Source organism: Caulobacter radicis (genome assembly GCF_003094615.1).
Classification (GTDB): domain Bacteria; phylum Pseudomonadota; class Alphaproteobacteria; order Caulobacterales; family Caulobacteraceae; genus Caulobacter; species Caulobacter radicis.
In genome coordinates, this window is record NZ_QDKO01000041.1 from 44,566 (window position 1) to 67,092 (window position 22,527).

The window sequence follows — 22,527 nt, forward strand, 5'->3', positions numbered from 1 at the left end:
TCAGGCGTGCGGCATGGCCGCGCGCACCTGGGCGCGCAGCACGTCGATGGGGGCGAGACCCGCGTCGGTCTTGAAGTGCCAGTAGGTCCAGCCGTTGCAGGCCGGGGCCGACTGCACCATGGCGCCGATCTTGTGGATCGAGCCGGTCAGGTCGCCGACCGCGATCGAGCCGTCGGGGCGCACCTTGGCCGCGTGGGCGCCCTTGGCGCAGTAGAGCGTGTCGCCCGGATGCAGCAGGCCGGCCTCGACGATCGTGCCGAACGGCACGCGCGGCTCGGCGCGCTTGGAGCCCATGACCTCGAGGTCCTGCGGGGCGATCGGCGTCACCTGGGCGATGCGGGTCCTGGCGTGCTCGATATATTCGGCCTCGCGCTCGATGCCGACGAACTTGCGGCCCAGGCGCTTGGCGGCCGCGCCAGTGGTGCCAACGCCGAAGAACGGATCCAGGATCACGTCGCCCGGCTTGGTGGTCGACAGGATCACCCGGTAGAGCAGGGCCTCGGGCTTCTGGGTCGGGTGGGCCTTCTGGCCGTCGGCGCCCTTGATGCGCTCCTCGCCGGTGCACAGCGGGATGGTCCAGTCCGAGCGCATCTGCACTTCGTCATTGGCCATCTTCAGGGCGTCGTAGTTGAAGGTGTAGCGCTTGGCGTTCTGGCTCTTGGAGGCCCAGATCAGGGTCTCGTGGGCGTTGGCGAAGCGGGTGCCCTTGAAGTTGGGCATCGGGTTGGTCTTGCGCCAGATGACGTCGTTGAGGATCCAGAAGCCCAGGTCCTGCACCGCCACGCCGACGCGGAAGATGTTGTGGTAGCTGCCGATCACCCAGATCGCGCCGTCGTCCTTGAGCACGCGGCGGGCGGCCTTCAGCCACTCGCGGGTGAACTTGTCGTAGGCGGCGAAGCTCTCGAACTGGTCCCAGTGGTCGTCGACCGCGTCGACCTTGGAATTGTCCGGACGCAGCAGGTCGCCGCCAAGCTGAAGGTTGTAGGGCGGGTCGGCGAAAATCAGGTCGACCGACTTTTCGGGCAAGGCGTTCATCGCCTCGATGCAGTCGCCCTGAATGATGGTTTCCGGCCCGAACGACATGTCCGCTTCCTTGCAAAACACCCAACGGAATCATGGAGTCCCGTGGTTACCCGGGAATGAACGGTCATGGTTAGCCACTGGTTAATCGCGATTCGAAAAGTGGTTAATAGCGGTTGATGTTCCTTAAATGTTCTCTATCGTGGACTCGACCGGGACGCGAAGGGCTCGGCCATCTGGCGACGTTGGGGGACGTGAGGGGGCATGGCGCTGATCCGCGGGTTCATCGCGTCCAGCCTCGACGGCCGCGTCGCCGACGCCGGCGGCGGGGTCGAGTGGCTGGCGCCGTTCCGCAAGGTGGATCCCGGCTACGGCGCCTTCATCGATCTCGTGGGCACGGTGGTCATGGGCCGGGCCACCTATGACCAGATCCCCAGCCTGGGCATGGGCTGGCCCTATGCCGGCAAGCGCGGGTTCGTCGTCACCTCGCGGCGGGGCGATCCGGTGCAGCGCGGGGTGCGGTTCTGGCGCGAGGGGCTGCCGGCCCTGGTCGACCGCCTGCGCGACCTCGACGACGGCGACGCCTGGGTGGTGGGCGGGGCCGGGCTGCTGGCCGCCTTCGCCGAGCAGGGCGCGCTGGATCGCCTGTCGCTGCTGATCGCGCCCGTGCTGCTGGGCGAGGGCCCGCCGCTGTTTCCCGAACGCGCCGGCCCGCCCCGGGGCCTCGTCCTGCGCGGCGCGGCCTCGCTGGCCATGGGGGTGGTGCGGCTGGACTACGAGCTTCTGCCGGTCAAGGCGGGACGCGGAAGGGGCCGGGCGGCGGGCGAGGCCGGCGAGGGCGCGCAGGCTTGAGGATGGCGGGTCCCGCCCGTGTGGACGGGACCCTCGCGCCCGATCAGGCGGGAACCGTCTCGTGCAGGCTCGGATAGTCGGTGTAGCCGCGCGCGTCGCCGCCGAAGAAGGTCATGCGGTCGGCGTCGTTGAAAGGCGCGCCGGTCTTCAGGCGCTCGACGAAGTCGGGATTGGCCAGCACGGCCTGGCCGTAGGCTTCCAGGTCGGCCAGGCCCGAGGCGACGTCGGCGCCGATGTCCTCGCGGGGCCGACCCGGGCGGTTGAGGATCAGCACGCCGCGCCACAGCTTGCGGATGTCGGCCAGCAGGGCCTCGTCGCCCTGGTGCATGACGTGCACATAGGCCAGGCCCAGCTTGTCGAGTTCGGCGACCAGGTGGCGGTAGAGCGCCGGGCCTTCGGCGCCTTCGTCGATGCCCCACAGCGTCGTGCCGGGCGACAGGCGGATGGCGGTGCGGTCCGCGCCGATCTCCTCGGCGATGGCGGTCGCCACCTCGATGGCGAAGCGGGCGCGGTTCTCGATCGAGCCGCCATAGGCGTCGGTGCGGGTGTTGGCGCTGGGGGCGAAGAACTGCTGCACCAGATAGGCGTTGGCGCCGTGGATCTCGACGCCGTCGGCGCCGGCCTCGATCGCCCGGCGCGCCGCCTGGCGGAAGTCGGCCACGGTCTGGCGCACCTCGTCGGTGCTCAGGGCGCGCGGCGTGGGAATGTCCTGCGGGCCCGTGGCGGTGAACATCGGCGCGCCCGGGGCGATGGCCGAGGGCGCGACGCCCTGGCGGTGGTGGGGCGTGTTGTCGGGATGCGACATCCGTCCGGCGTGCATCAGCTGCATGAAGAGGCGCCCGCCCGCGGCGTGGACGGCCTGCGTCACCGTGCGCCAGCCGGCGACATGGGCGTCGGTGTGGATGCCCGGCGTGGTCAGGTAGCCCTGGCCGTCCTGCGACGGCTGCACGCCCTCGGTGACGATCAGGCCAAGGCCGGCGCGCTGGGCGTAGTAGCGGGCGGCCAGGTCGCCGGGCGTCCCGTCGGGCCGGGCGCGCGAGCGGGTCATCGGGGCCATGACCAGGCGGTTGGAAAGATCGATCCGGCCCAGGCGGGCGGGGGTGAAGAGGGGGTTCATCGGGTGGCTTCCTTGTGGTGCGAGGCCACAGATGGCAAAGCGTGTGGTCGGCACAAAGTCGCCGAAATGGAATTGATTGATCCATTCATGGAGCAATGAAGTGAGCCGGCTCGACGACATGGCGCTGTTCGTGGAGGTCATGAAGGCGCGCAGCTTTCGCGGCGCGGCGGCAAGCCTGGGCATGCCCAGCTCGACCCTGTCGCGCCGCATCGCGACGCTGGAGAAGTCGATCGGCCTGCGGCTGCTGAACCGCACCACACGCTCGATCGAGCCCACCGAGGCCGGGCAGGTCTATTTCGAGCGGGCCCTGCGGATCGTCGAGGAGGCGCGCATCGCCCACGAGGAGCTCGGCGAGATGGTCGCCCGGCCGGTCGGGACCCTGCGCGTCTCCCTGCCGGTGGACTTCGCCACCAACTGGCTGGCGCCGCTGCTGCCGCGCTTCGCCGCGAAATATCCCGGCCTCGACTTCGAGCTGGACCTGACGCCCCGCAATGTCGACCTGGTGGCCGAGCCCTTCGACCTGGCCGTGCGCATGGCCCAGCCGGAGGGCGCGGGCCTGATCGCCCGGGTGATCGGCCACCTGACGCCGTTCCTCTACGCCTCGCCGGGCTACCTGGCCGCCCATGGCGAGCCCGCCCATCCCGCCGAGCTTGAGGCCCATGCCTGCCTGGCCATGCCGGGACGGGGCGCCTGGCGCCTGCAGGCGGGGGGCGAGGTCGTCGACATCACCGCCCACGGCCGGTTCCGCGCCAACAGCGTGGCCCTGCTGAAGCGGTTGGCCGTGCAGGACATGGGCGTCCTGCTGATCCCCGAACGCGTGGTCGCCGACGAGGTGGCGGCCGGCCGGCTGGTGCGGATCCTTCCAGGCTGGCAGGGGCCGCCAGCCTCGATCTACGCGGTCACCGCCACGCGCCTGCTGCCGGCCAGGACCCAGCGTTTCATCGATTTCCTCAGGCAGAACCTGCGCGACGACCCTCACGCATAGGCCGCCCAGCCGCGCCAGGTGAAGGCCGCGTAGAACAGGGTCACATCGGTGAAGCCAGCCTCGCGCAGTATGGCCTCGTCCTCTGCCGGGGCGATCATGTTGACGCTGGCGGCCACCGCGTCGCGGGCGCCCCTGGCCTGGACGGGATCGAAGCCCGAGGCGATCGCGAAGGCGGCGTAGCGGTCGAGCCAGGCGTCGCGCTGGCCAGGATCCTGCGGAAAGCTGCCGTGGGCGGCGACGAAGGGCGCGCCGGGCTTCAGGCGCCTGCGGATCTCGCGCTCGGTGCGCAGACGCTCGTCGTGGCCCAGGAAGTGCAGGGTCAGGAGGCAGGTCGCCGCGTCGAAATCGCGCTCGGCCACGTCCTCGACATAGCCCTCGACCAGCTCGATCCGGTCGTTCAGCGGCCCCAGCAGGCGCTGCGCGCCGCGCAGCATCTCGCCCGCCGGGTCGACGCCGACGAAGGTCCAGCCCGGGTGTGCTTGCGCCAGAGCCTTCAGCTCCAGCCCGCCGCCGGCCCCGACCACCAGCACGCGGGCGTTTTCCGGCGCGCGCTCGGCCAGCATCACCCCGCACATCCGGTGCAGGTCGTGGAAGCCCGGCACGAAGCGCGGCGGGCCCTCGGCGTAGCGGGCCACCGCCGCCGGGTCGGAGAAGGCGGCCAGGAAGTGCTTGGATCCGTCTTCGGTGCGCATGGGCAGGGCTCCGCCGTCGTCGACGCCCGCCGGTCGGCCGTCACTCACGTAACTTTATATGTTGCGAGAATCGCGGGGCTGCAAGAGGGGGCTGTTCGGCCTTAGGGTGGCGGCAATCAACAAGGAGGGAGCGCCATGAGCCTCTCGGGCAAGACGCTGTTCATCACCGGGGCCAGCCGGGGCATCGGCCTTTCCATCGCGCTGCGGGCCGCGCGTGACGGGGCCAATGTGGTGGTCGCGGCCAAGACCGCCGATCCGCACCCCAAGCTGCCGGGCACAATCTACACCGCCGCCGACGAGATCGCCGCGGCCGGGGGGCAGGCCCTGCCGCTGGTGGTAGACGTGCGCGACGAGGCCAGCGTGCAGTCGGCCGTCGACCAGGCGGTCGAGCGGTTCGGCGGCATCGACATCCTCGTCAACAACGCCTCGGCCATCTCGCTGACCGGCACGCTGTCGACCGACATGAAGCGCTACGACCTGATGCACCAGGTCAATACGCGCGGCACGTTCCTGACGTCGAAGGCCTGCATCCCGCACCTGAAGAAGGCGGCCAATCCGCATGTGCTGATGCTGTCGCCGCCGCTGGACATGTCGCCCCGTTGGTTCGGCGGCCACGTGGCCTACACCATGGCCAAGTTCGGCATGTCGATGTGCGTGCTGGGCATGGCCAAGGAGTTCGAGGCCGACGGCATCGCGTTCAACGCCCTGTGGCCGCGCACCGGCATCGCCACGGCCGCCATCCAGTTCGCCCTGACCGGCGAGGAGGGACTCAAGCACTGCCGCACCCCCGAGATCATGGCCGACGCCGCCCACGCGATCTTCCAAAAGCCGTCGCGCGAGCTCACCGGCCAGTTCCTGATCGACGACACGTTCCTCTATGGCGAAGGCGTGCGCGAGTTCGACAAGTACCGCGTCGACCCGACCGCCACCCTGATGCCCGACTTCTTCGTGCCGGAGGACAGCGTCCCGCCCCCGGGGGTGGTGATCGGTTAGAGGGCTGCCCCAACACCCGTAAAATCCCCGCGAAAGCGGGGACCCAGGTGTTTTATCGTCGAGCGCGGGCGGTGCAGAAAAAGCCTGGTTCCCCGCTTTCGCGGGGATTGGGCGGATAGATAGTCAACGCTGTAGCCCCTCACCCTCCCACGCCTGCGGCGCGGGCCCCACCCTCTCCCTTTGGGAGAGGTTCTATTTTCGCTTCCGCCCCGCCACGGCCAGCGCCCTGTGCGCCCACTCCACCAGCAGGTCCGCATCGTCCATGGCCTCGGCCGGGGCGCTCCAGTAGGCCATGGGCTTGCCTTCGCCGAAGGGATCGAAGGCATGGCTGCCCGCCGCTTCGAACCGGGGTTTGAGTTCGGCGTCGCCTTTCAGGTAGAGGGTGTCGTCGTCGAGGATCGCGAAGAACAGGCCATTGGCGTAGATCCCGACCCCGCCGAACATCCGCTTGGGCTTCAGCGCTCCCAGGGGCGCCAGCTGCTCGAGCACGAACTCCAGGAAGTCTTCCGAAACCGCCATGCCCGTTACCGTCCGTCCCGCCGCGTCCGAAGACGCCGCCCTGATCCTGTCGTTGATCCGCGACCTGGCGGAATACGAGAAGCTGCTGCACGAGGTGGAGGCCACGCAAGCCCACATCGAGGCGGCGCTGTTCTGCGAGGCCCCCAAGGCCTTCTGCGACATCGCGCTGCTCGACGGCGAGCCGGTGGGGATCGCCCTGTGGTTCTACAACTATTCGACCTTCGTCGGCCGCCACGGGATCTATCTGGAGGACCTGTTCGTGCGGCCGGCCGCGCGCGGCGCGGGCGCGGGCAAGGCGCTGCTGGCCAATCTGGCGCGCCGCTGCGTGGCCGAGAACCTGGGCCGGCTGGAATGGGCCGTGCTCGACTGGAACGCCCCGTCGATCGCCTTCTACGACAGCCTCGGGGCTGCGGCGATGGACGAGTGGACCGTGCGGCGGATGACCGGGGATGCACTGGCGAAGCTGGCCCAGGCCTGAGCACGAAATCCTAGCCCTTCGACAGGCTCAGGGTGAGGATTTCGAATGCCGGCGCCTGCCCTGACCCTCATCCTGAGCTTGTCGAAGGACGAGGGTCACACGCCGCCTATTCCAGCCGGTCGGCCTTCCTCAGCGCCGGGAACAGCCAGGCCCACAGGCCCGTGACGCCGATGGCGCCCAGCCCGCCGAACACCACGCCCCGCACCGGACCCAGCAGCCAGGCGACCGCGCCGCTCTCGACCTCGCCCAGCTCGTTGGAGGCGCTGATGAACACGCCCGAGACGGCCGAGACGCGTCCGCGCATGGCGTCGGGGGTGACCAGCTGCACCAGGGTCTGGCGCACATAGACCGACAGCATGTCGGCCCCGCCCAGCACCGCGAGCGCCGCCACCGACAGCCAGACGAGGTTGGACAGGCCGAAGACGACGGTGGCCGCGCCGAACACCGCCACGCCCGCGAACATGATCCGGCCGGCGTGGCGGCGGATCGGGTTGCTGGCCAGGTAGATCGCCACGAGGGTCGCGCCGATGGCCGGCGAGGCGCGCAGCAGGCCAAAGCCGCTGGGGCCGATGTGCAGCACGTCGCGGGCGAAGACCGGCAGCAGGGCGGTGGCCCCGCCCAGGATCACCGCGAACAGGTCGAGCGAGATCGAGCCGAAGACGATCTTGTTGTTCCACACATAGGCCAGCCCCTCCTTGATCAGTTCGAGGCGCGAGCCGCTCTGGGCCTCGGGCGTGGTGGACTTGCGGATCGCCGACAGCAGCAGCAGGCCGACCACGTACAGCGCCGCCGCCCCGCCGAAGGCCACGCCCGCGGAGAAGTGCAGCAGGGCGCCGCCCAGGGCCGGGCCGGCGATCGAGGCGCCCTGCCAGGCCAGCGAGTTCCAGGCGATGGCGCGCGGCAGCAGCGGCCGCGGCACCAGCATCGGCCCCATGGCGCTGACGGCTGGCGACATGAAGGCCCGGCTGGCGCCGAAGCACGCCGCCATGGTGAAGATCGGCCACAGGGTGTGGAGCCCCCGCACGGCCATGAACAGCAGAACCGACACGCTGACGATGTCGACGCCCAAGGTGAGCATGGCGATGTGCTTGCGGCTGCGGCGGTCGGCCGTCTCGCCGGCGATCAGGGTCAGCAGGAACAGCGGCACGAACTGCGCCAGGCCGATCAGGCTGACCAGCAGCGCCGACTCCCGGATCGAGTGGGTCATGCGGGCGATGTCGTAGACGTACCAGCCGAGGGTCACGGCCTGGACCTGCACGCCCAGGGTGCCGACGAACCGCGCCCCCCAGAACAGCAGGTAGTCGCGCTGGCGCAGCAGGGCGCGGGTCGAGGTGTCGGGATCGGCGGGGAGGGCGGCGGCGTCTGACATTTCGGCGCGGACCCTGCTCCTTGGGACGAAGCGTCGCAATCGCGTTTGTCTCATAAGGCCGTCGATTTCGTTGACGTGGGGGTCATAGCGCCCTATGCCGCGCGCCTCTGCCATGGGGAGAGCGCCGCCGATGCGACGCCAACGACGAACCTGCGCCGCGCGGACCGCCGTCCGCGCCTAACGCCCCCCCGGGAACGGCGGCCGTCGCGGCCGCGTCACGCGCCGGGGATAAATCCCCGTTCGCACCCGGATCCTCGTCGCCTCATGACCGCTTCCTCCGCCGCCCTTCTTCCGCAAGACGCCCCCTCGATCGAACTCGAGGCCCCGCAGCACGCCGCCGCCGTCGAGGCGCTGGTCGACCGCGCCTTCGGGCCCGGCCGCTTCGCCAAGTCGTCCGAGCGGCTGCGCGAGACCAACCATAAGCTCGACGACTGCTCGTTCGTGGCCCTGCGCGGCGAGGCGGTGATCGGCAGCGTGCGGCTGTGGCCGGTGACGATCGGCGGCAAGCCCGCCGCGTTCCTGGGGCCGCTGGCCGTCGATTCCGAGCAGCGCAGCGCGGGCCTGGGCCAGGCCCTGGTCGAGGCCGCCTGCCAGGCGGCGACGCAGGCCGGCTGGAGCGCCGTGCTGCTGGTGGGCGACGCGCCCTACTTCACCCGCATCGGCTTTTCGGCCGTCCCCGCCGCCAAGGTCGTCATGCCCGGCCCGGCCGACCAGCGCCGGGTGCTGCTCAAGGCCCTGGTTCCCGGCGGGGATGAGGGTTTCGAGGGGCGCGTGGCGGTTCGCTAGGGCTTCACGCCTGGCCTCAGGGGCGAAAACCCCATCCCCCGGGTCGCGCCGCTGGCGCGGCCCGCCCGGGGCAGGCTTCGACAGGCTCAGGATGAGGTTTTTCTGCTGCCCGAGTCCTTACATGGTCTTCATCCTGAGCTTGTCGAAGGACGAGGACCACACACCGAAGCAGCCTGTGAGACCATCCCCAGGCTTCGCTTGAGCATAGGGCGCGCATGACCTAACTGAGGTCCATGCCCTCAGACACAGCCAGCACCGGACTCGACGGCGTCGCCCAGGCCGCGAAAGCGGCGGGCGGCAAGGGCCTGCCGCCGGTGCACCTGTGGAACCCGCCCCACTGCGGCGACATCGACATCCGCATCGCCAGGGACGGCGTCTGGTTTCACGAGGGCACGCCGATCGGCCGCGAGGCCCTGGTGCGCCTGTTCTCGACCATCCTGCGGCGCGACCCCGACGGCTTCCACCTGGTCACCCCGGTGGAGAAGATGAGGATCACGGTCGAGGACGCGCCGTTCATCGCCGTGCGGGTCGACCGCGACGGCGAGGCCCTGCGCTTCCTGACAAATGTCGGCGACGAAGTCGTGGCCGGTCCCGACCACGCCATCCGCGTGATGGAGGATCCGGAAACCGGCGAGCCGCGGCCCTATCTGCACGTGCGGCGAGGCCTTGAGGCGCTGATCGCCCGCCCGGTGTTCTACGAACTGGTCGAGATGGCGAGCGAGCGCGACACCCCCGACGGCCGGCGCTTCGGCGTCGCCTCGAACGGCGCCTGGTTTTCGGTGGGGCCCGCATGATCCCCCAGACCGACGCGGCGGCCCGGCGGGCCTTCATCAGGAGCCGGCTCGATCCGATCGAGGCCTATGACCCCTGCCTGAAGAACGACTGGCGCTCGGACTTCGACCTCAATCCGGGCCTTAGGATCGACAATCCCCACGCCCTGCGGCCGGCCGCCGTGCTGATCGGCCTGGTGCAGAGGCCCGAGAGCCTGAACGTCATCCTCACCCGCCGCTCCGACACCCTGCGCAGCCACACCGGCCAGATCGCCTTTCCCGGCGGCCGCTGCGATCCGGGCGAGACGCCGTGGGGCACGGCCCTGCGCGAGGCCAACGAGGAGGTGGGCCTTGATCCCCGCTTCGTCGAGGTGGCCGGCCTGATCCAGGGCTACGCCACCGTGACCGGCTTCCACGTCACGCCGGTGGTCGGGTTCGTCGATCCCGACTGCGAGCTGATCGCCAACCCCGACGAGGTGGCCGACGTCTTCGAGACGCCGTTCGACTTTCTGATGGACCCGGCCAACCACCAGCGCCAGCACCGCGACACGCCCACGGGCCGCCGGTTCTTCTACGCCATGCCGTGGAACGAGCGGTTCATCTGGGGCGCGACGGCCGGCATGCTGCGGGCGCTGTACGAGCGGCTGCACCCCGAGAGCGTCGCGGTCGAGGCTTAGCGAGCAGCTTCCAGGCCCCCAAGGATCGTCATCCCGGCCCCCCGGGTCGCGCGAAGCGCGCCCGAGGACAGGCTCCGCGAAGCGGAGAGCCGGGACCCAGGAGCCGGCGCACTGCGGTTCCCCTGGGTCCCGGCTCTGCGGCCCGCTGCGCGGGCCTCCGGCCGGGATGACGAGTTTTGATGTGGGACGAGGTGCGAGTCCGACAGTTGGGGACGACGACGTTTCCGCACTTGGCGTGAGCGTCCATTCCCTGAAATAGTCGTTTGAAAGCAGGACGTACCGCCCGCGCCAACGGGAGGCGGCCTGCCGTTGCGTAAGGGGGATGTCGCGTGGAAACCCAGACCATCGGCCGGCCGCCGTGGATGGCATGGCCCGAGACCAAGGCGGTGATCGCCGCCCTGGAGGCCAAGGGCCGTCCGGGCTGCGCCCGCTTCGTCGGCGGCTGCGTGCGCAACACGCTGATGAACAAGCCGGTCGACGACATCGACATCGCCACCACGCTTACGCCCGACCAGGTGATCGAGGCCCTGGGCGAGGCGGGGCTGAAGGCCATCCCCACCGGCGTCGACCACGGCACGGTCACCGCCGTCTCCGGCAAGATCCCTTTCGAGATCACCACCCTGCGCCGCGACGTCTCCACCGACGGCCGCCGGGCGGTGGTGGCCTTTACCCACGCCTGGGAAGAGGACGCCCAGCGCCGCGACTTCCGTTTCAACGCCCTCTATGTCGACGGCGAGGGCCGGCTCTACGACCCCACCGGCCACGGGGTGCAGGACGCGCGCGACGGCAAGGTGGTGTTCGTCGGCGAGCCGATGACCCGCATCCGCGAGGACTACCTGCGGATCCTGCGCTTCTTCCGCTTCCAGGCCTGGTACGGCAAGGGCGAGCCCGACCAGAAGGCCCTGGCCGCCTGCAAGGCGCTCAAGGGCCTGGTTTCGGGCCGCGCCGCCGAGCGCACCCAGAAGGAGATCCTCAAGCTGCTGGCCGCTGAGGATCCGCGTCCGGCCCTGCGGCTGATGGCGGCCACCGGCGTGCTGGCCGCCATCCTGCCGTTCGTGAAGTCCCTGGCCCGTCTCGACGGCCTGGTCGCCATCGAGACCGAGCAACTGTTCGAGAACGACGTCGAGCTGCGCCTGGCCGCCCTGATCCCCGACGACGCCGCGCTGGCCCGCGAGCTGGCCGAGCGGCTGCGGCTGTCCAACGCCCTGAAGGAGCGGCTGATCGAGGCGGTCGGGACCTCGCCGCGCATCGTCTCGTGGATGAGCCCGCGCGAGGCCCGCCGCGCGGTCTACGCGCTCAGCCTGCGCACCTTCACCGACCGGGTGAAGCTGGCCTGGGCCGGCACGACCCGCCCGGCCACCACCTCGCAGTGGCGCGCCCTGCTGGCCCTGGCCGAGAACTGGGATCCGCCGAGCTTCCCGATGACCGGCGAGGAGGTCATGCGCGCTGGCGTGCCCAAGGGCCCGCTGGTCGGCGAGGTGATGCGCGAGGTCGAGATCTGGTGGATCGACCAGGACTTCATCGAGGACAAGCTGTCGGTGATCGAACGCCTGAAGGCGGTGGTCCAGGGCATGGCGGTCTAGTCCGTCAGCCCGCGAGGGCCTTGCCCGCGCCTTTTGGTGGAGACGGCTTCACATTCTCAACCTTAAGTGTAATCATTTCCTCTTTCCGGGGGGAAATGAATGGTCGAGCAGTTGAGGGAGGCGGAGCTCCGCGACGCCGTGAAGGCGGGCGAGCGGATCGATGCGACGGCGGGGCTGGGGGTGCGCCGCCACGAGCAGGCGAAGGCCGGCGGCGACACGACTGGGCCGCGCGGCCTGGAGCTTCGGCGGCCGGGACACATTCCGCCATTCCTCTTTGCAGCCTATCAGCGTCAGCGGCTGGGCGAGCCGGACGGCTCGCGCGACCTGCTCGACTACCGGGCCTTCGAGCTGCTCAGCCTCCTGGCCCGCACCACTCTCTTCAAGGACCCGGTCGAGGCCGGAAAGCGACCCAGCGTCGAGGATCGCGCGGCGGATAAGCGGCTCGCGGAGCTGAAGCTCGACGAGGGCGGCATCGCCCCGGTCGACGCGGACGTCATTCTCAACACCCTTTGCTGGATGGCCGACTGTCTGGCCGATCCCAGGGCGTCGCCGGAGTGCGAGCCCCTGTTGCGTCGGGGGTTGCAGCTGGTCGGCTGCCGGATCGTCCGGATCGGATCGAACGCGCCGTTGGACCTGGCCAATCTGAAACTGCCTTTTCCGGTCAGCTTCATAGGCTGCGTGTTCGACGTGCCGCTGATGGTCAACGAGAGCGAGATGATCTCGCTGGACCTGTCGGGATCGGCGCTGCCGGGACTGGAGGCGCGGGGGCTGCGCACGACCGGCGGCGTGCATCTGCGGCGGACGACCGTGATCTCGCCGGTCAGTTTCTCGGGCGCGCGGATCGGCGGCATCTTCGACGCCAGCGACGCCCTGATCACCCAGATGCAGGAGGTGCCGTGGCGTCAGGTCGAAGACGCCGACCACGGCGTTCTCAACCTGTCGAAGGCCGTGATCCACAACGAGGTGCTGCTGGAGCGCACCCGTGTCTGGGGCGGCCTGTCGATGCGCGGCGCCGAGGCCCATCGTTCGGTCTTCCTGACAGGGGCGGTGGTGGCCTCGCCCCTCGCTGTCCTGGAAAAGTGGGCCTACGACGTGCTTTCCGAGCCGAGGGTGGGCAAGATCAAGGATGAGGCCGTCCGCGAGCGGCTCGAGGGCTTTCGCGATCGCCATCAGCGTTTCGGCGCCTATGACAAGAACCTCGCGAAGTTCGAGCTTCACGATCCCTTCCTGCCCACCCACACGGCCAAGCATCCGAAAAGCAGCGACGTCCAGCGCGACAAGCCGCGCCGCGATGTCGAGGCCATGGTCGACCTGGAATGCGTCGTGGGCTCGGACTGGAGCGACAGGTCCCTGGAGATCATCCTCACGGAGTCTCTCCGCGCGCGGACCAACGCCATCAGGGCCGATGGGTTGAAGATCGTCGGCAACCTGTTCGCCGAGCACCTGCAGGCGCATGGGCGCGTACGCCTCAAGAGCGCCGACATCAGCGGCAGCGTGCGTTTGTCGGGCGCCACGCTGCGGTCCGGCGACGAGACCCGCACGGCTCTGCTGGATCCGATCGCGGACTTTCTCAAGTCGCTGGATGAGCCGCTGAAGACCCTGGCCGTGATCGTCGAGCTTCAGAAGATCGTCACCCTGAGAACCTGGACCGGTCACGCCATCGACCGTCCGGCCAAGTTCGTCGCCCAGGACTATGCGCTGGACATGCGCGAGGTGCTGATCGGCGGCGATGTCTCATTCATGCCTGGCGAGCAGACGCCCTTGAGCGACACCGGCGAGCCGCCGCTGACGAGGGGACGCCCGGCCGCGCATCGCCCCGCCGAACTGCATGGCGTGGTGAGCCTGGGCGGGGCGTCGGTGCGGGGCTCGGTCTATGCTTCCAACGCGCGCTTCGAGTGGAAGCCGGCGCACGACGACCGCGTCGTTCAGGATCCCGGCCAGACCAGCGGCAAGGTCGCGCTGCGGGGCGATGACCTCTACGATCGCCAGGCCGTCCACGACGAAGACGAGAACGCCGCGCGCGCCGAGGTCGATTGTGTGAACGGGCGGCCGCTGGACCAGCGATCGCTGCAAGAACAGTACGGCCTGATCCTGCGGCAGGCCACGATCGGCAAGGACCTCGACCTGCGCGAGTCCGAGGGGCTGTGGGGCCTGCAACTGGAAGAGGCCCGCATCGCCGGTCGGCTTCGCTGCTGCCAGGTGCACAGCGGCGCGGACCTGGGGCGCGACCGCAGGGTGCCGCTGAAGCGGCGGGCCGTGCGCATGGGCGGGATGTTCAATCTGCGCGGGGCGAAGATCGGCAGCGACTGCCACCTGATCTTCGATCCGGACCAGGGGCCCACGATCAAGGCCGAGAACTGCGTCGTCGACGGCCACCTCAACATCTATCCGTCGGTCGGCGCCCGACGCTACACGCCCCATGCGCCGCAAACCGCATTGTCGCCGGATCTGCGGAACGCGTTCGTCTGGCAGGGGTGCGCCCATAGCTGGGTCGCCTGGCGCGACCAGGGCGAACCGGTGAAGCCCAGCACCTCCGTTCGCGCGACGACCTGGCCCCACGAGTTTGGTCGGCTCTGGTCCAGGCTGACGGACCTGGGCAAGACGGTTCGTCGGCGGGCGTTCGCGCGCGCGGGCAAGGAGGGCGAGCTGCGGTGCATCGACTGCGGCGCCGTGCACGACGTTCGCCGATGGCGCGGGCGCGACCGCAAGGAGTGGTTCATCGACCTGCGCAACGCCCGCGCCACGGTGTTCTGCCATCCGCCCTCGGCCTGGCCCCATCCGGGGGCGCTCAGCCTCGACAGCTTCCGCTATGAGCAGAGTTCCAGCCTCGGGCCCTTGCCGCCCGTCCTGGCCGACAACTTGCTGCAGCATCCACCGCTGGAGCCCGGCGCCCAGGGCGGGGTCGCGCCGCCGGTGGATCACCCCCACCGCGTGGCGGCCGGCGTGGGCGTTCTGCTGCTGGCCTTGGCCGGTTTCTTCGGCCTCGCCGTCCGTGGCGCGCCGCTCGGGGCCGTGTTCCAGCCCCTGCTGATGGGAGCCGCCCTGCTGGCGGTGGTCTTCGCCGCGCCCTGGCGCGAAATCTTCCGGCTGCGGCAGGTCAGTCGCCCAGGTGATCGCAGGAGCCCGGGGCGCAAGATACTGGTCAGGCTCGCGGCGCTGCTGATCTTCGGCGCGGCGGCCTGGACCCTGTCCAAGGTGAACGGCTCCTGGATGGAAGAGGGGTTTCATATCGCCTTGGTGGCGATCGGCTCGCTGTTCGCGACGGCGATCATCCTGGCGCTGGCCATGGCGCAGCCCGGGCTGCAGCACCGCCCTCTCGGGCTCGAATACCTGGCGCGCCAGCGCAGCGAGCCCAACCGGTTCCAGTTCCTGACCTCGCGCTATTCGCCCAACGAGCCCTATCGCACGGCGGCCCAGGCCTTGCGCGAGGTCGGTCGCTACCTGGCCGCCAACGAGATCGAGCAGGCGCGGATCGGCAACCGCAACCAGCTGCTATCCTGGCGCCAGCACGGCGTCAGCAAGGCCGCCCTGTTCGTCGCTGACTGGCTGTCGGGCTTCGGTTTCCGGCTCGATCGGCTGGCGGGGACGATCGTCGCGGCCGTGCTCGTCGTGGCCTTTTCAGCGCATTACGCCGCAAATCAGGGGTGGATGGAGTTCGACGACAAGGCCCCGGATTGGAGCGCAACGCTCGCTCAGCGGCCTCCGGTCGCGAAGCCTCTGGGCCCGGACGCGCCGCCGCCCGCGACCCAGATCCGTGCTGGCCCGGTCATCGCGCCGCTGACGCTGAGCTTCGATGCGGGCCCGAGTGCGCCGTCAGGCGCCAGGCCGACCTGCCGCCAGCGGGCCGAAAAGATCATGGAGGAGGCGAAGTTCGCCAAGATCAGCCGGAAAGACCCGCCCAAGAGCCTGGAGCGCGAGCTCTGTCCCGGACTGATGTACGCTGTCGATCTTCTGTTTCCGCTGGATCTGGACCAGCCCCGTTGGAAGGTGAAGGAGACAGCCCTGGCTGACATGCCGACCTGGGCGGCGGGGCCGGCGCGCAATGTCATGGGCATGGTGCAGCTGTTCGGCGCCGTGTTGGTGGCCTTCTTCTTCACGGCCCTGGCGCTTCGAGCGGAAGCGGCCTTTACCCGAGTGGAGGAATAGCGCGCCGCTGAACATATCCTCACCACGTCCGTTCTCTCCCCGAGAGCCAAGCTTGGGGGAGGGCGCGGGGCGTGACGTTGCAGCAGGGACTGTCCTTCGCGCTGGTGGGCGCCACGGTGCTTTGCTTCGTCTGGGGCCGCTGGCGCTACGACCTGGTCGCCGTCGGGGCCCTGGCGGTGGGGGTGGTGTCGGGGCTGATCCCGCTGAAGAGCGCCTTCGAGGGCTTTTCCAACGACATCGTCATCATCATCGCCAGCGCCCTGGTGCTCAGCGCGGCGGTGTCGCGGTCGGGGATCGTCGACACCCTGATGGCCCCGCTGCTGCCGCGCCTGAAGACCGCCCGCAGCCAGGCGCCGGTGATGGCGGCGATCACGGCGGTGCTGTCGATGGCCACCAAGAACGTCGGGGCCCTGGCCCTGATGATGCCGTCGGCCCTGCGCATGGCCAGGAACACCGGGGTTGCGCCCTCGCGGATCCTGATGCCGATGTCGTTCGGGTCGCTGGTCGGCGGGCTGGCGGTGCTGGTCGGCACCTCGCCCAACATCATCGTCTCCGAGGTGCGGCAGGAGGCCCTGGGCAAGCCCTTCGCCATGTTCGACTTCATGCCGGTGGGCGCGGCCCTGACGGTGATGGCCATCGCCTATCTCGCCTTCGCCTACCGCCTGCTGCCGGCCGGGCGCGAGGCGGCGGTCGACATCGACGCGGCCCTGGCGGCCAACGCCTATGTCACCGAGGTCGAGATCCCAGGCGACTGGAGCTTCGAGCAGAACCGGGTCGGCGACCTGAAACGCGCCGCGGGCGCCGCCGTGGCGGTGGTGGCCATACTGCGCGGCCGCGAGCGGATCGCCTCGCCGCACGTCGCCCGCAAGATCCAGCCCGGCGACGTGCTGCTGCTCGAGGGTCAGCAGCAGGCGCTGAACGAGCTGATCCTCAAGGCCCGCCTGCGCCTGTCCGACGCCGCCCGCCCCGTGGTGATGGACGAGCCGACCGACGAGGTGCGGGTGGTCGAGGCGGTGATCGGCGCGCAGAGCGACCTGATCGGCAAGACCGCCAAGGGCCTGGCCCTGAACGAGACCTACGGCGTCAACCTGCTGGGCGTCAGCCGCGCGGGCTATCGCCTGGCCGGACGGCTGGCGACCATCCGCATGAAGGCCGGCGACATCCTCGTCCTGCAGGGAAGCGAGCAGCAGCTGCCCGGCGCGTTGCAGGCCCTGGGCTGCCTGCCGCTGGCCGAGCGCGAGGTGCGGCTGGGCGGGGTGCGCCACGCGATCCTGCCGGCCGCCATCCTGGCCGGGGCCATGGTGCTGGTGGCGCTGGGCGTGCTGCCGGTGGCGGCCGGCTTCTTCGCCGCCGCCGTGCTGGTGGTGGCCACGGGCGCCCTGCGCATGCGCGAGGCCTATGCGTCGCTGGAGGCGCCGGTGCTGGTGCTGGTGGCGGCGATGATCCCGGTCAGCGACACCATCCAGAAGAGCGGCGGGACCGACCTGATCGCCGCCTGGCTGTCGGGCGCCTTCGACGGCATGCCGCCGCTGCTGACCCTGACGGCGATGATGGCCGTGGCGATGCTGGCCACGCCCTTTCTCAACAACGCCGCCACCGTGCTGATCGTCGCCCCGATCGGCCTGGGCCTGGCCGAGCGCCTGGGTCTCAGCCCCGATCCGTTCCTGATGGCCGTGGCGGTGGGGGCCGGCTGCGACTTCCTCACCCCCGTCGGCCACCAGTGCAACACCCTGGTGCTGGGACCGGGCGGCTACCGGTTCGGCGACTACGCCCGGCTGGGCGCGCCGCTGTCCCTGCTGATCCTGCTGACGGCGCCGGGCCTGATCGCCCTGGTCTGGCCGCTCGCCGCGCGTTGAGACGCTTGCGGAGCCGTCAAACCTCCGATCTAGTCGCGCCCGTAGCAAGGGCTGACGGGGAGCGTCATGGCGACGGGCACTGTGCTGTGGTTCGACACCGCCAAGGGCTTTGGCTACATCGCGCCCGACGGCGACGACGGGGCCGAGATCAGGGTCAACGCCGCCGCGGTCGAGAGGGCCGGCCTGCCGCCGCTCGAGGACGGCCAGGCCATCGCCTACGAACTGGAGCGCGACCCGTTCAGCGGCCAGATGGTGGCCGGCAAGCTTAGGGCCTGATTTTATCTCACGTCGTCATCCCGGCCGAAGGCTCGCGCAGCGAGCCGTAGAGCCGGGACCCAGGGGCCGCCGCATCGAGCCGGCCGTCGCTGGGTGGCGAATCCACGCGTGGAGCCCAGTCCCCTGGATCCCGGACAAGCGCTGCGCGCTTTCCGGGATGACGGTGGATGGGGTGGTGAGTGTCAGCGCAGCTCGAAATAGGCCGTCGCGTCACCCTCGGTGTGGGCGACGATGGCGATCAGGTGCTCGGTCCCGTCGTCGAGGGTCAGGCGGGCGTCGCCGGCGCGGAAGGCCTGGCGCATGGCCTCGGGCTCGCCGGTCAGGCTGCCCTTGCCGGAGCGGCGGCCCGCCGGGCCGCTGGAGACCAGCAGCGAGAAGGCGATCTCCTGGCTCTGGCGGGCGATGGTCAGGGCGCCTTGGCCCGTACGCGGAACGGCTGAACTTTTACGCATGAGACGATAACGCCTAGCTTGGCCTTTCGCTCCCATCGCCAGAAAAAGATCCGGCGAGGGCGGATGTGAAAAAGAAAAACAGGCCGCCGCGACATCCGGCTCATCGCTGAAGAAATGAAATCGCTTGTGTTGTTATCCACAGGCGGGCATTATGAACCCATCGAATATCGACACGGTTCGGCCGCTCTCCACGCTTGTTCTTAGGATCGAGCGCCCGAGTCCATCCAAAACCTCACCGACAATTTGATCGTGCGGACCATCTTGGCCGTGCGGCTGCTCCTGTTTGCAAGGATATCTCCCATGACCACCGGCACCGTGAAGTGGTTCAACTCCACCAAGGGCTTCGGCTTCATCCAGCCCGACGACGGCGGCGCGGACGTGTTCGTCCACATCTCGGCCGTCGAGCGTTCGGCGCTCGGCTCGCTGAACGAAGGCCAGAAGGTCGCTTTCGAGCTGGAGCGCGACCAGCGCAGCGGCAAGATGTCGGCCGGCCAGCTCCAGGCCGCCTGATCCATACGCCGTCTCGCCCGCGGGATCCTCCCGCGGGCGTTCTCGAAAGGATCTCGATGAGCTCACCGCAAAACGTCGGCCACGCCGAGCGTCTCCAGACCGCCGCCCGGGCCAAGGCGGCCCTGCTGGCCAAGTTCAAGCCGAAAGCGGCCGTCACCGATCCCCAGTTCGAAGATCGCGCCGCCTTGCGCGCGGCCGAACTCGCCGCCGTCCGCAAGGAACGCTCGGCCGCGCGGGCCCTCGTCCGTGCCGGGAACATCGGTCGCCAGGAGGCCCTGATCGAAGAAGCACTTGCAGCAAAGCGTGGGGCGCGTAAGGAACGCAAGGCGCTCACCAACGCTGAAGCCAAGGCGAAGCGCGACGCCCGCTACGCCGCGCGCAAGGCCCGGGCCTGACGCGCGGACCTTCTGTTCAGGGGAACCGCCAATGGCCCGCAAGCCGAACTACAATTTCGAACGCCAGGAACGCGAGCGCCTGAAGGCGGCCAAGGCCGCGGAAAAAGCCGCCGAGAAGGCCGCCGAGCGCGCCGCCAAGCGCGCGGAAGCTGGCGAGGGCGCGCAGCGCGCCGACGACGAGCCCTCCAACTGAGACGATTTCGGAACCCGGTTACTTCTTTTCCGGGTTCCGGACCGACGGGCCTTCCATCTTGGAGGTGTCGGTGTTGATCGCCGGCAGGCCCGAGGGGCGGCCGGTCAGGGTCTCGATCGGATAGACCGTGGCGCACTTGAGCCACTTGCCGGCCCAGGCGCCGCCGCGCGCCTCGCACTTGGCCTTCGGCCAGACCCACAGATAGTGGTAGCCGAACACGCCGACGATGCTGGCGAGAAAGATTCCGATGAAGATGATCTTCAGGCGGTTGATGGCGCGGTTCATGGCGGCGTCTTAAGCACCGGCCGCGCTATGTGGCTAGCCCCATTTCGTGGGCGCCATTTCGCGGAAGGAGCGCGCGAGGGCGCAGACGGCCCGCGAAAGGTGTCGTACAGTTGTTTGAATGATCCTTGAAAAAGCGCATTACGCTTACGTCAGGGGAAACTTGCAAACCTGGGAGGACGCGCTAAGTCGATTGTCCAAGCAGGGGAAACCTCGAAAGAGAAGCAGCCAGGAGGCGGCGTAGACCGATGAAGGTTCTGGTCCCGGTCAAACGGGTTATCGATTACAACGTGAAGGCTCGGGTGAAAGCCGACCAGACGGGCGTCGACCTGGCGAACGTCAAGATGTCGATGAACCCGTTCTGCGAGATCGCGGTCGAAGAGGCCGTGCGCCTCAAGGAAAAGGGCGCTGCGACCGAAGTCGTCATCGTCTCGATCGGCCCGGCTCAAGCCCAGGAAACCATCCGCACGGCGCTGGCCATGGGCGGCGACCGAGGCATCCTGATCACCAGCGACGCCGACCTCGAGCCGCTGGCCGTGGCCAAGCTGCTCAAGGCCGTGGTGGCCGAGGAGCAGCCCGGCCTCGTCCTGATGGGCAAGCAGGCCATCGACGGCGACAACAACGCCGTGGGCCAGATGCTGTCGGCCCTGCTCGACTGGCCGCAGGCGACCTACGCCTCGGCGATCGAGATCAATGGTTCGGCCGCCAAGGTCACCCGTGAAGTCGACGGCGGTCTTCAGACCCTCGACGTCGACCTGCCGGCCGTGATCACCGCCGACCTGCGCCTCAACGAGCCGCGCTACGCCAGCCTTCCCAACATCATGAAGGCCAAGAAGAAGGAAATCGCGCAGAAGACCGTCGCCGACTACGGCGTCGACGTCGCTCCGCGCCTGACCGTCGTCAAGGTCACCGAGCCGCCGAAGCGCTCGGCCGGCATCAAGGTCGAATCCGCCGCCGACCTCGTCTCCAAGCTGACCACCGCGGGGGTGCTGTAATGGCCGTTCTCGTCATCGCCGACAACGACAACGCGCACCTGCGCGACGGCACCCACAAGACCGTCACCGCCGCCCTGAAGCTGTCGGGCGACGTCGACGTGCTGGTGCTGGGCAAGGGCGTCTCGGCCGTGGCTGACGCCGCCGCCAAGATCGCCGGCGTCCGCAAGGTTCTGGTCGCCGAGAGCGACGCCCTGGGTCACGGCGTCGCCGAAGCCCAGGCCGACGCGGCCCTGGCGCTCGCGGGGGGCTACGACGCGATCCTCGTCCCGGCCACCGCCGGCGGCAAGAACTTCGCCCCGCGCATCGCCGCCAAGCTCGACGTCGCCCCGATCAGCGACATCGTCGAGGTGGTCTCGGCCGACACCTTCGTGCGTCCGATCTACGCCGGCAACGCGCTGGAGACCGTCCAGTCGTCCGACGCCAAGAAGGTGATCACCGTGCGTCCGACCGCCTTCGCGGCGGCCGGCGAGGGCGGCTCGGCCGCCGTCGAAGCCGTCTCGGGCGCCGACGCGGCCAAGACCCGCTTCGTCAGCGAAGAGATGGTCAAGTCCGACCGTCCGGAACTGGCCGCGGCCAAGATCGTCGTCTCGGGCGGCCGCGCCATGGGCTCGGCCGAAGAGTTCCAGGCGGTCATCGAGCCCCTGGCCGACAAGCTGGGCGCCGCCGTCGGCGCCAGCCGCGCGGCCGTCGACGCCGGCTACGCCCCGAACGACTACCAGGTCGGCCAGACCGGCAAGGTCGTCGCCCCGCAGCTCTACATCGCCGTGGGCATCTCGGGCGCCATCCAGCACCTGGCCGGCATGAAGGACTCCAAGGTGATCGTCGCGATCAACAAGGACGCCGACGCGCCGATCTTCCAGGTCGCCGACTACGGCCTGGTCGCCGACTACAAGTCGGCCGTGCCGGACCTGATGAGCGCGCTCACCGCCGCCGGCAAGTAAGGCTTCTCGCGTCGTCGAGAACGGAAGGCCCGGGAGCAATCCCGGGCCTTTTTGCTTTTCAGGCGCCAGGCGCAATCCCTCTCTCTTAGAGAGAGGGAGGGGCCCGCGCCGCAAGGCGTGGGAGGGTGAGTGGTTACGACCTGGCCGACCGGAGCGCGGACAGGATCTCGTCGGCGGTCCCGCCGGGATCGGCCAGCACCCGCTCGTTGCGAAACCTCAACACCACGTATCCAAGCTGCTCCAGCGTTTCGGTGCGCTGGTCGTCATAGTCCTCGCGACCGTAATGAGCCGCGCCGTCGAGCTCCACGACCAGCTTGCCCGCCTCGCAGACGAAGTCCGCGAAACAGCGGTCGATCGCGATCTGCCGCATGAACTTGAAGCCCGAGAGGCGGCGGTTGCGGACAAGGGCCCAAAGCGTCTTTCCGCCAGGGTCTGTTTCTGGCGAAGGCGGCGGGCGTAGGCGGTCCTGTCCATCAGCAAAGCCTGGGCGCTTCGCTCCTGCCTTTTCAATCAAAGGCATCGGGATTTTTCTGTGAGGGCGAAACCACTCACCCTCCCACCGCTGCGCGGCGGGCCCCTCCCTCTCTCTAAGAGAGAGGGATTCCCTGGAGGAGCCAGCTCCCGTTTTTGATCTATATCT

General features: G+C 69.3%; 23 protein-coding genes and 1 pseudogene. 16 read left to right on the forward strand and 8 right to left on the reverse strand.

The window, feature by feature from the left end; genetic code table 11:
* Entirely contained in the window at nt 1–1,083 is a 1,083-nt protein-coding gene (locus DDF62_RS21785; protein WP_116491050.1) for a site-specific DNA-methyltransferase, read from the reverse strand.
* A 201-nt stretch (nt 1,084–1,284) separates the two neighbouring features.
* Here DDF62_RS21785 and DDF62_RS21790 point away from each other — a divergent pair, with 201 nt between their 5' ends.
* A complete protein-coding gene (locus tag DDF62_RS21790) occupies nt 1,285–1,872 on the forward strand; it encodes a dihydrofolate reductase family protein (protein WP_116491051.1) in 588 nt (195 codons plus the stop codon).
* Between the two features lie 43 nt (nt 1,873–1,915).
* Here the strand turns inward: DDF62_RS21790 and DDF62_RS21795 are convergent, their stop codons facing one another.
* Nucleotides 1,916–2,989 (reverse strand): alkene reductase, encoded by a 1,074-nt coding sequence (locus DDF62_RS21795; RefSeq protein ID WP_116491052.1) that lies wholly within the window; start codon nt 2,987–2,989, stop codon nt 1,916–1,918.
* A 100-nt stretch (nt 2,990–3,089) separates the two neighbouring features.
* Between DDF62_RS21795 and DDF62_RS21800 the strand changes: the two genes are divergently transcribed.
* Nucleotides 3,090–3,974 carry a LysR family transcriptional regulator gene (locus tag DDF62_RS21800; RefSeq protein WP_244286910.1) on the forward strand — a complete coding sequence of 295 codons (885 nt, stop codon included), beginning with the start codon at nt 3,090–3,092 and terminating at the stop codon, nt 3,972–3,974.
* Here the strand turns inward: DDF62_RS21800 and DDF62_RS21805 are convergent.
* Nucleotides 3,965–4,666, reverse strand: coding sequence for a class I SAM-dependent methyltransferase (locus tag DDF62_RS21805; protein ID WP_116491053.1), 702 nt, complete (start codon nt 4,664–4,666; stop codon nt 3,965–3,967). The two genes, DDF62_RS21800 and DDF62_RS21805, sit on opposite strands and share 10 nt — an antisense overlap.
* Nucleotides 4,667–4,801: 135 nt before the next feature.
* Here DDF62_RS21805 and DDF62_RS21810 point away from each other — a divergent pair, with 135 nt between their 5' ends.
* Nucleotides 4,802–5,659: an SDR family oxidoreductase gene (locus DDF62_RS21810; RefSeq protein ID WP_116491054.1), complete on the forward strand. Its 858-nt coding sequence runs from the start codon at nt 4,802–4,804 to the stop codon at nt 5,657–5,659.
* A gap of 192 nt (nt 5,660–5,851) precedes the next feature.
* Here the strand turns inward: DDF62_RS21810 and DDF62_RS21815 are convergent, their stop codons facing one another.
* Nucleotides 5,852–6,178 carry a TfoX/Sxy family protein gene (locus DDF62_RS21815; RefSeq protein WP_116491055.1) on the reverse strand — a complete coding sequence of 109 codons (327 nt, stop codon included), beginning with the start codon at nt 6,176–6,178 and terminating at the stop codon, nt 5,852–5,854.
* On the opposite strand from DDF62_RS21815, the gene DDF62_RS21820 reads away from it, so the two are divergent.
* Complete coding sequence (locus tag DDF62_RS21820) at nt 6,177–6,656, forward strand: GNAT family N-acetyltransferase (protein ID WP_116491056.1); 480 nt, start codon at nt 6,177–6,179, stop codon at nt 6,654–6,656. The two genes, DDF62_RS21815 and DDF62_RS21820, sit on opposite strands and share 2 nt — an antisense overlap.
* Nucleotides 6,657–6,762: 106 nt before the next feature.
* Here the strand turns inward: DDF62_RS21820 and DDF62_RS21825 are convergent, their stop codons facing one another.
* Nucleotides 6,763–8,025, reverse strand: a complete 1,263-nt coding sequence (locus DDF62_RS21825) for an MFS transporter (RefSeq protein WP_116491057.1) — start codon at nt 8,023–8,025, stop codon at nt 6,763–6,765.
* Between the two features lie 264 nt (nt 8,026–8,289).
* Between DDF62_RS21825 and DDF62_RS21830 the strand changes: the two genes are divergently transcribed.
* The 7 genes from DDF62_RS21830 to DDF62_RS21860 all read left to right on the forward strand — a co-directional run bounded on the left by DDF62_RS21830 (nt 8,290) and on the right by DDF62_RS21860 (nt 18,119).
* Complete coding sequence (locus DDF62_RS21830; protein WP_116491058.1) at nt 8,290–8,811, forward strand: GNAT family N-acetyltransferase; 522 nt, start codon at nt 8,290–8,292, stop codon at nt 8,809–8,811.
* Nucleotides 8,812–9,044: 233 nt separating this feature from the next.
* Nucleotides 9,045–9,605: a DUF1285 domain-containing protein gene (locus tag DDF62_RS21835; protein ID WP_116491059.1), complete on the forward strand. Its 561-nt coding sequence runs from the start codon at nt 9,045–9,047 to the stop codon at nt 9,603–9,605.
* Nucleotides 9,602–10,258: a CoA pyrophosphatase gene (locus tag DDF62_RS21840; RefSeq protein WP_116491060.1), complete on the forward strand. Its 657-nt coding sequence runs from the start codon at nt 9,602–9,604 to the stop codon at nt 10,256–10,258. The genes DDF62_RS21835 and DDF62_RS21840 overlap by 4 nt, the downstream gene beginning before the upstream one ends.
* Before the next feature lie 362 nt (nt 10,259–10,620).
* Nucleotides 10,621–11,841, forward strand: coding sequence for a CCA tRNA nucleotidyltransferase (locus tag DDF62_RS21845; protein WP_116491085.1), 1,221 nt, complete (start codon nt 10,621–10,623; stop codon nt 11,839–11,841).
* Nucleotides 11,842–11,940: 99 nt separating this feature from the next.
* Complete coding sequence (locus DDF62_RS21850) at nt 11,941–15,987, forward strand: hypothetical protein (protein WP_116491061.1); 4,047 nt, start codon at nt 11,941–11,943, stop codon at nt 15,985–15,987.
* Between the two features lie 71 nt (nt 15,988–16,058).
* Nucleotides 16,059–17,843 carry an SLC13 family permease gene (locus tag DDF62_RS21855; protein ID WP_116491062.1) on the forward strand — a complete coding sequence of 595 codons (1,785 nt, stop codon included), beginning with the start codon at nt 16,059–16,061 and terminating at the stop codon, nt 17,841–17,843.
* Nucleotides 17,844–17,909: 66 nt separating this feature from the next.
* Entirely contained in the window at nt 17,910–18,119 is a 210-nt protein-coding gene (locus DDF62_RS21860; RefSeq protein ID WP_116491063.1) for a cold-shock protein, read from the forward strand.
* Nucleotides 18,120–18,301: 182 nt separating this feature from the next.
* Here the strand turns inward: DDF62_RS21860 and DDF62_RS21865 are convergent, their stop codons facing one another.
* Nucleotides 18,302–18,571: a hypothetical protein gene (locus DDF62_RS21865; protein WP_116491064.1), complete on the reverse strand. Its 270-nt coding sequence runs from the start codon at nt 18,569–18,571 to the stop codon at nt 18,302–18,304.
* Nucleotides 18,572–18,871: 300 nt separating this feature from the next.
* Between DDF62_RS21865 and DDF62_RS21870 the strand changes: the two genes are divergently transcribed.
* The 3 genes from DDF62_RS21870 to DDF62_RS25745 are packed head-to-tail and all read left to right on the forward strand — an operon-like array spanning nt 18,872 to nt 19,669.
* A complete protein-coding gene (locus DDF62_RS21870) occupies nt 18,872–19,081 on the forward strand; it encodes a cold-shock protein (RefSeq protein WP_058348571.1) in 210 nt (69 codons plus the stop codon).
* Nucleotides 19,082–19,137: 56 nt separating this feature from the next.
* Nucleotides 19,138–19,476 (forward strand): DUF6481 family protein, encoded by a 339-nt coding sequence (locus DDF62_RS21875; RefSeq protein WP_116491065.1) that lies wholly within the window; start codon nt 19,138–19,140, stop codon nt 19,474–19,476.
* A 31-nt stretch (nt 19,477–19,507) separates the two neighbouring features.
* Complete coding sequence (locus DDF62_RS25745; protein ID WP_165832332.1) at nt 19,508–19,669, forward strand: hypothetical protein; 162 nt, start codon at nt 19,508–19,510, stop codon at nt 19,667–19,669.
* Nucleotides 19,670–19,687: 18 nt separating this feature from the next.
* On the opposite strand, the gene DDF62_RS21880 is transcribed toward DDF62_RS25745, so the two are convergent.
* Entirely contained in the window at nt 19,688–19,954 is a 267-nt protein-coding gene (locus DDF62_RS21880) for a hypothetical protein (protein WP_116491066.1), read from the reverse strand.
* Between the two features lie 245 nt (nt 19,955–20,199).
* Between DDF62_RS21880 and DDF62_RS21885 the strand changes: the two genes are divergently transcribed.
* Both DDF62_RS21885 and DDF62_RS21890 read left to right on the forward strand, forming a co-directional pair.
* Complete coding sequence (locus DDF62_RS21885; protein ID WP_116491067.1) at nt 20,200–20,946, forward strand: electron transfer flavoprotein subunit beta/FixA family protein; 747 nt, start codon at nt 20,200–20,202, stop codon at nt 20,944–20,946.
* Entirely contained in the window at nt 20,946–21,887 is a 942-nt protein-coding gene (locus tag DDF62_RS21890; protein ID WP_116491068.1) for an electron transfer flavoprotein subunit alpha/FixB family protein, read from the forward strand. The genes DDF62_RS21885 and DDF62_RS21890 overlap by 1 nt, the downstream gene beginning before the upstream one ends.
* 133 nt (nt 21,888–22,020) lie before the next feature.
* On the opposite strand, the pseudogene DDF62_RS21895 reads toward DDF62_RS21890, so the two are convergent.
* Nucleotides 22,021–22,361: pseudogene (locus DDF62_RS21895) on the reverse strand (endonuclease domain-containing protein).
* Nucleotides 22,362–22,527 lie beyond the last annotated feature (166 nt).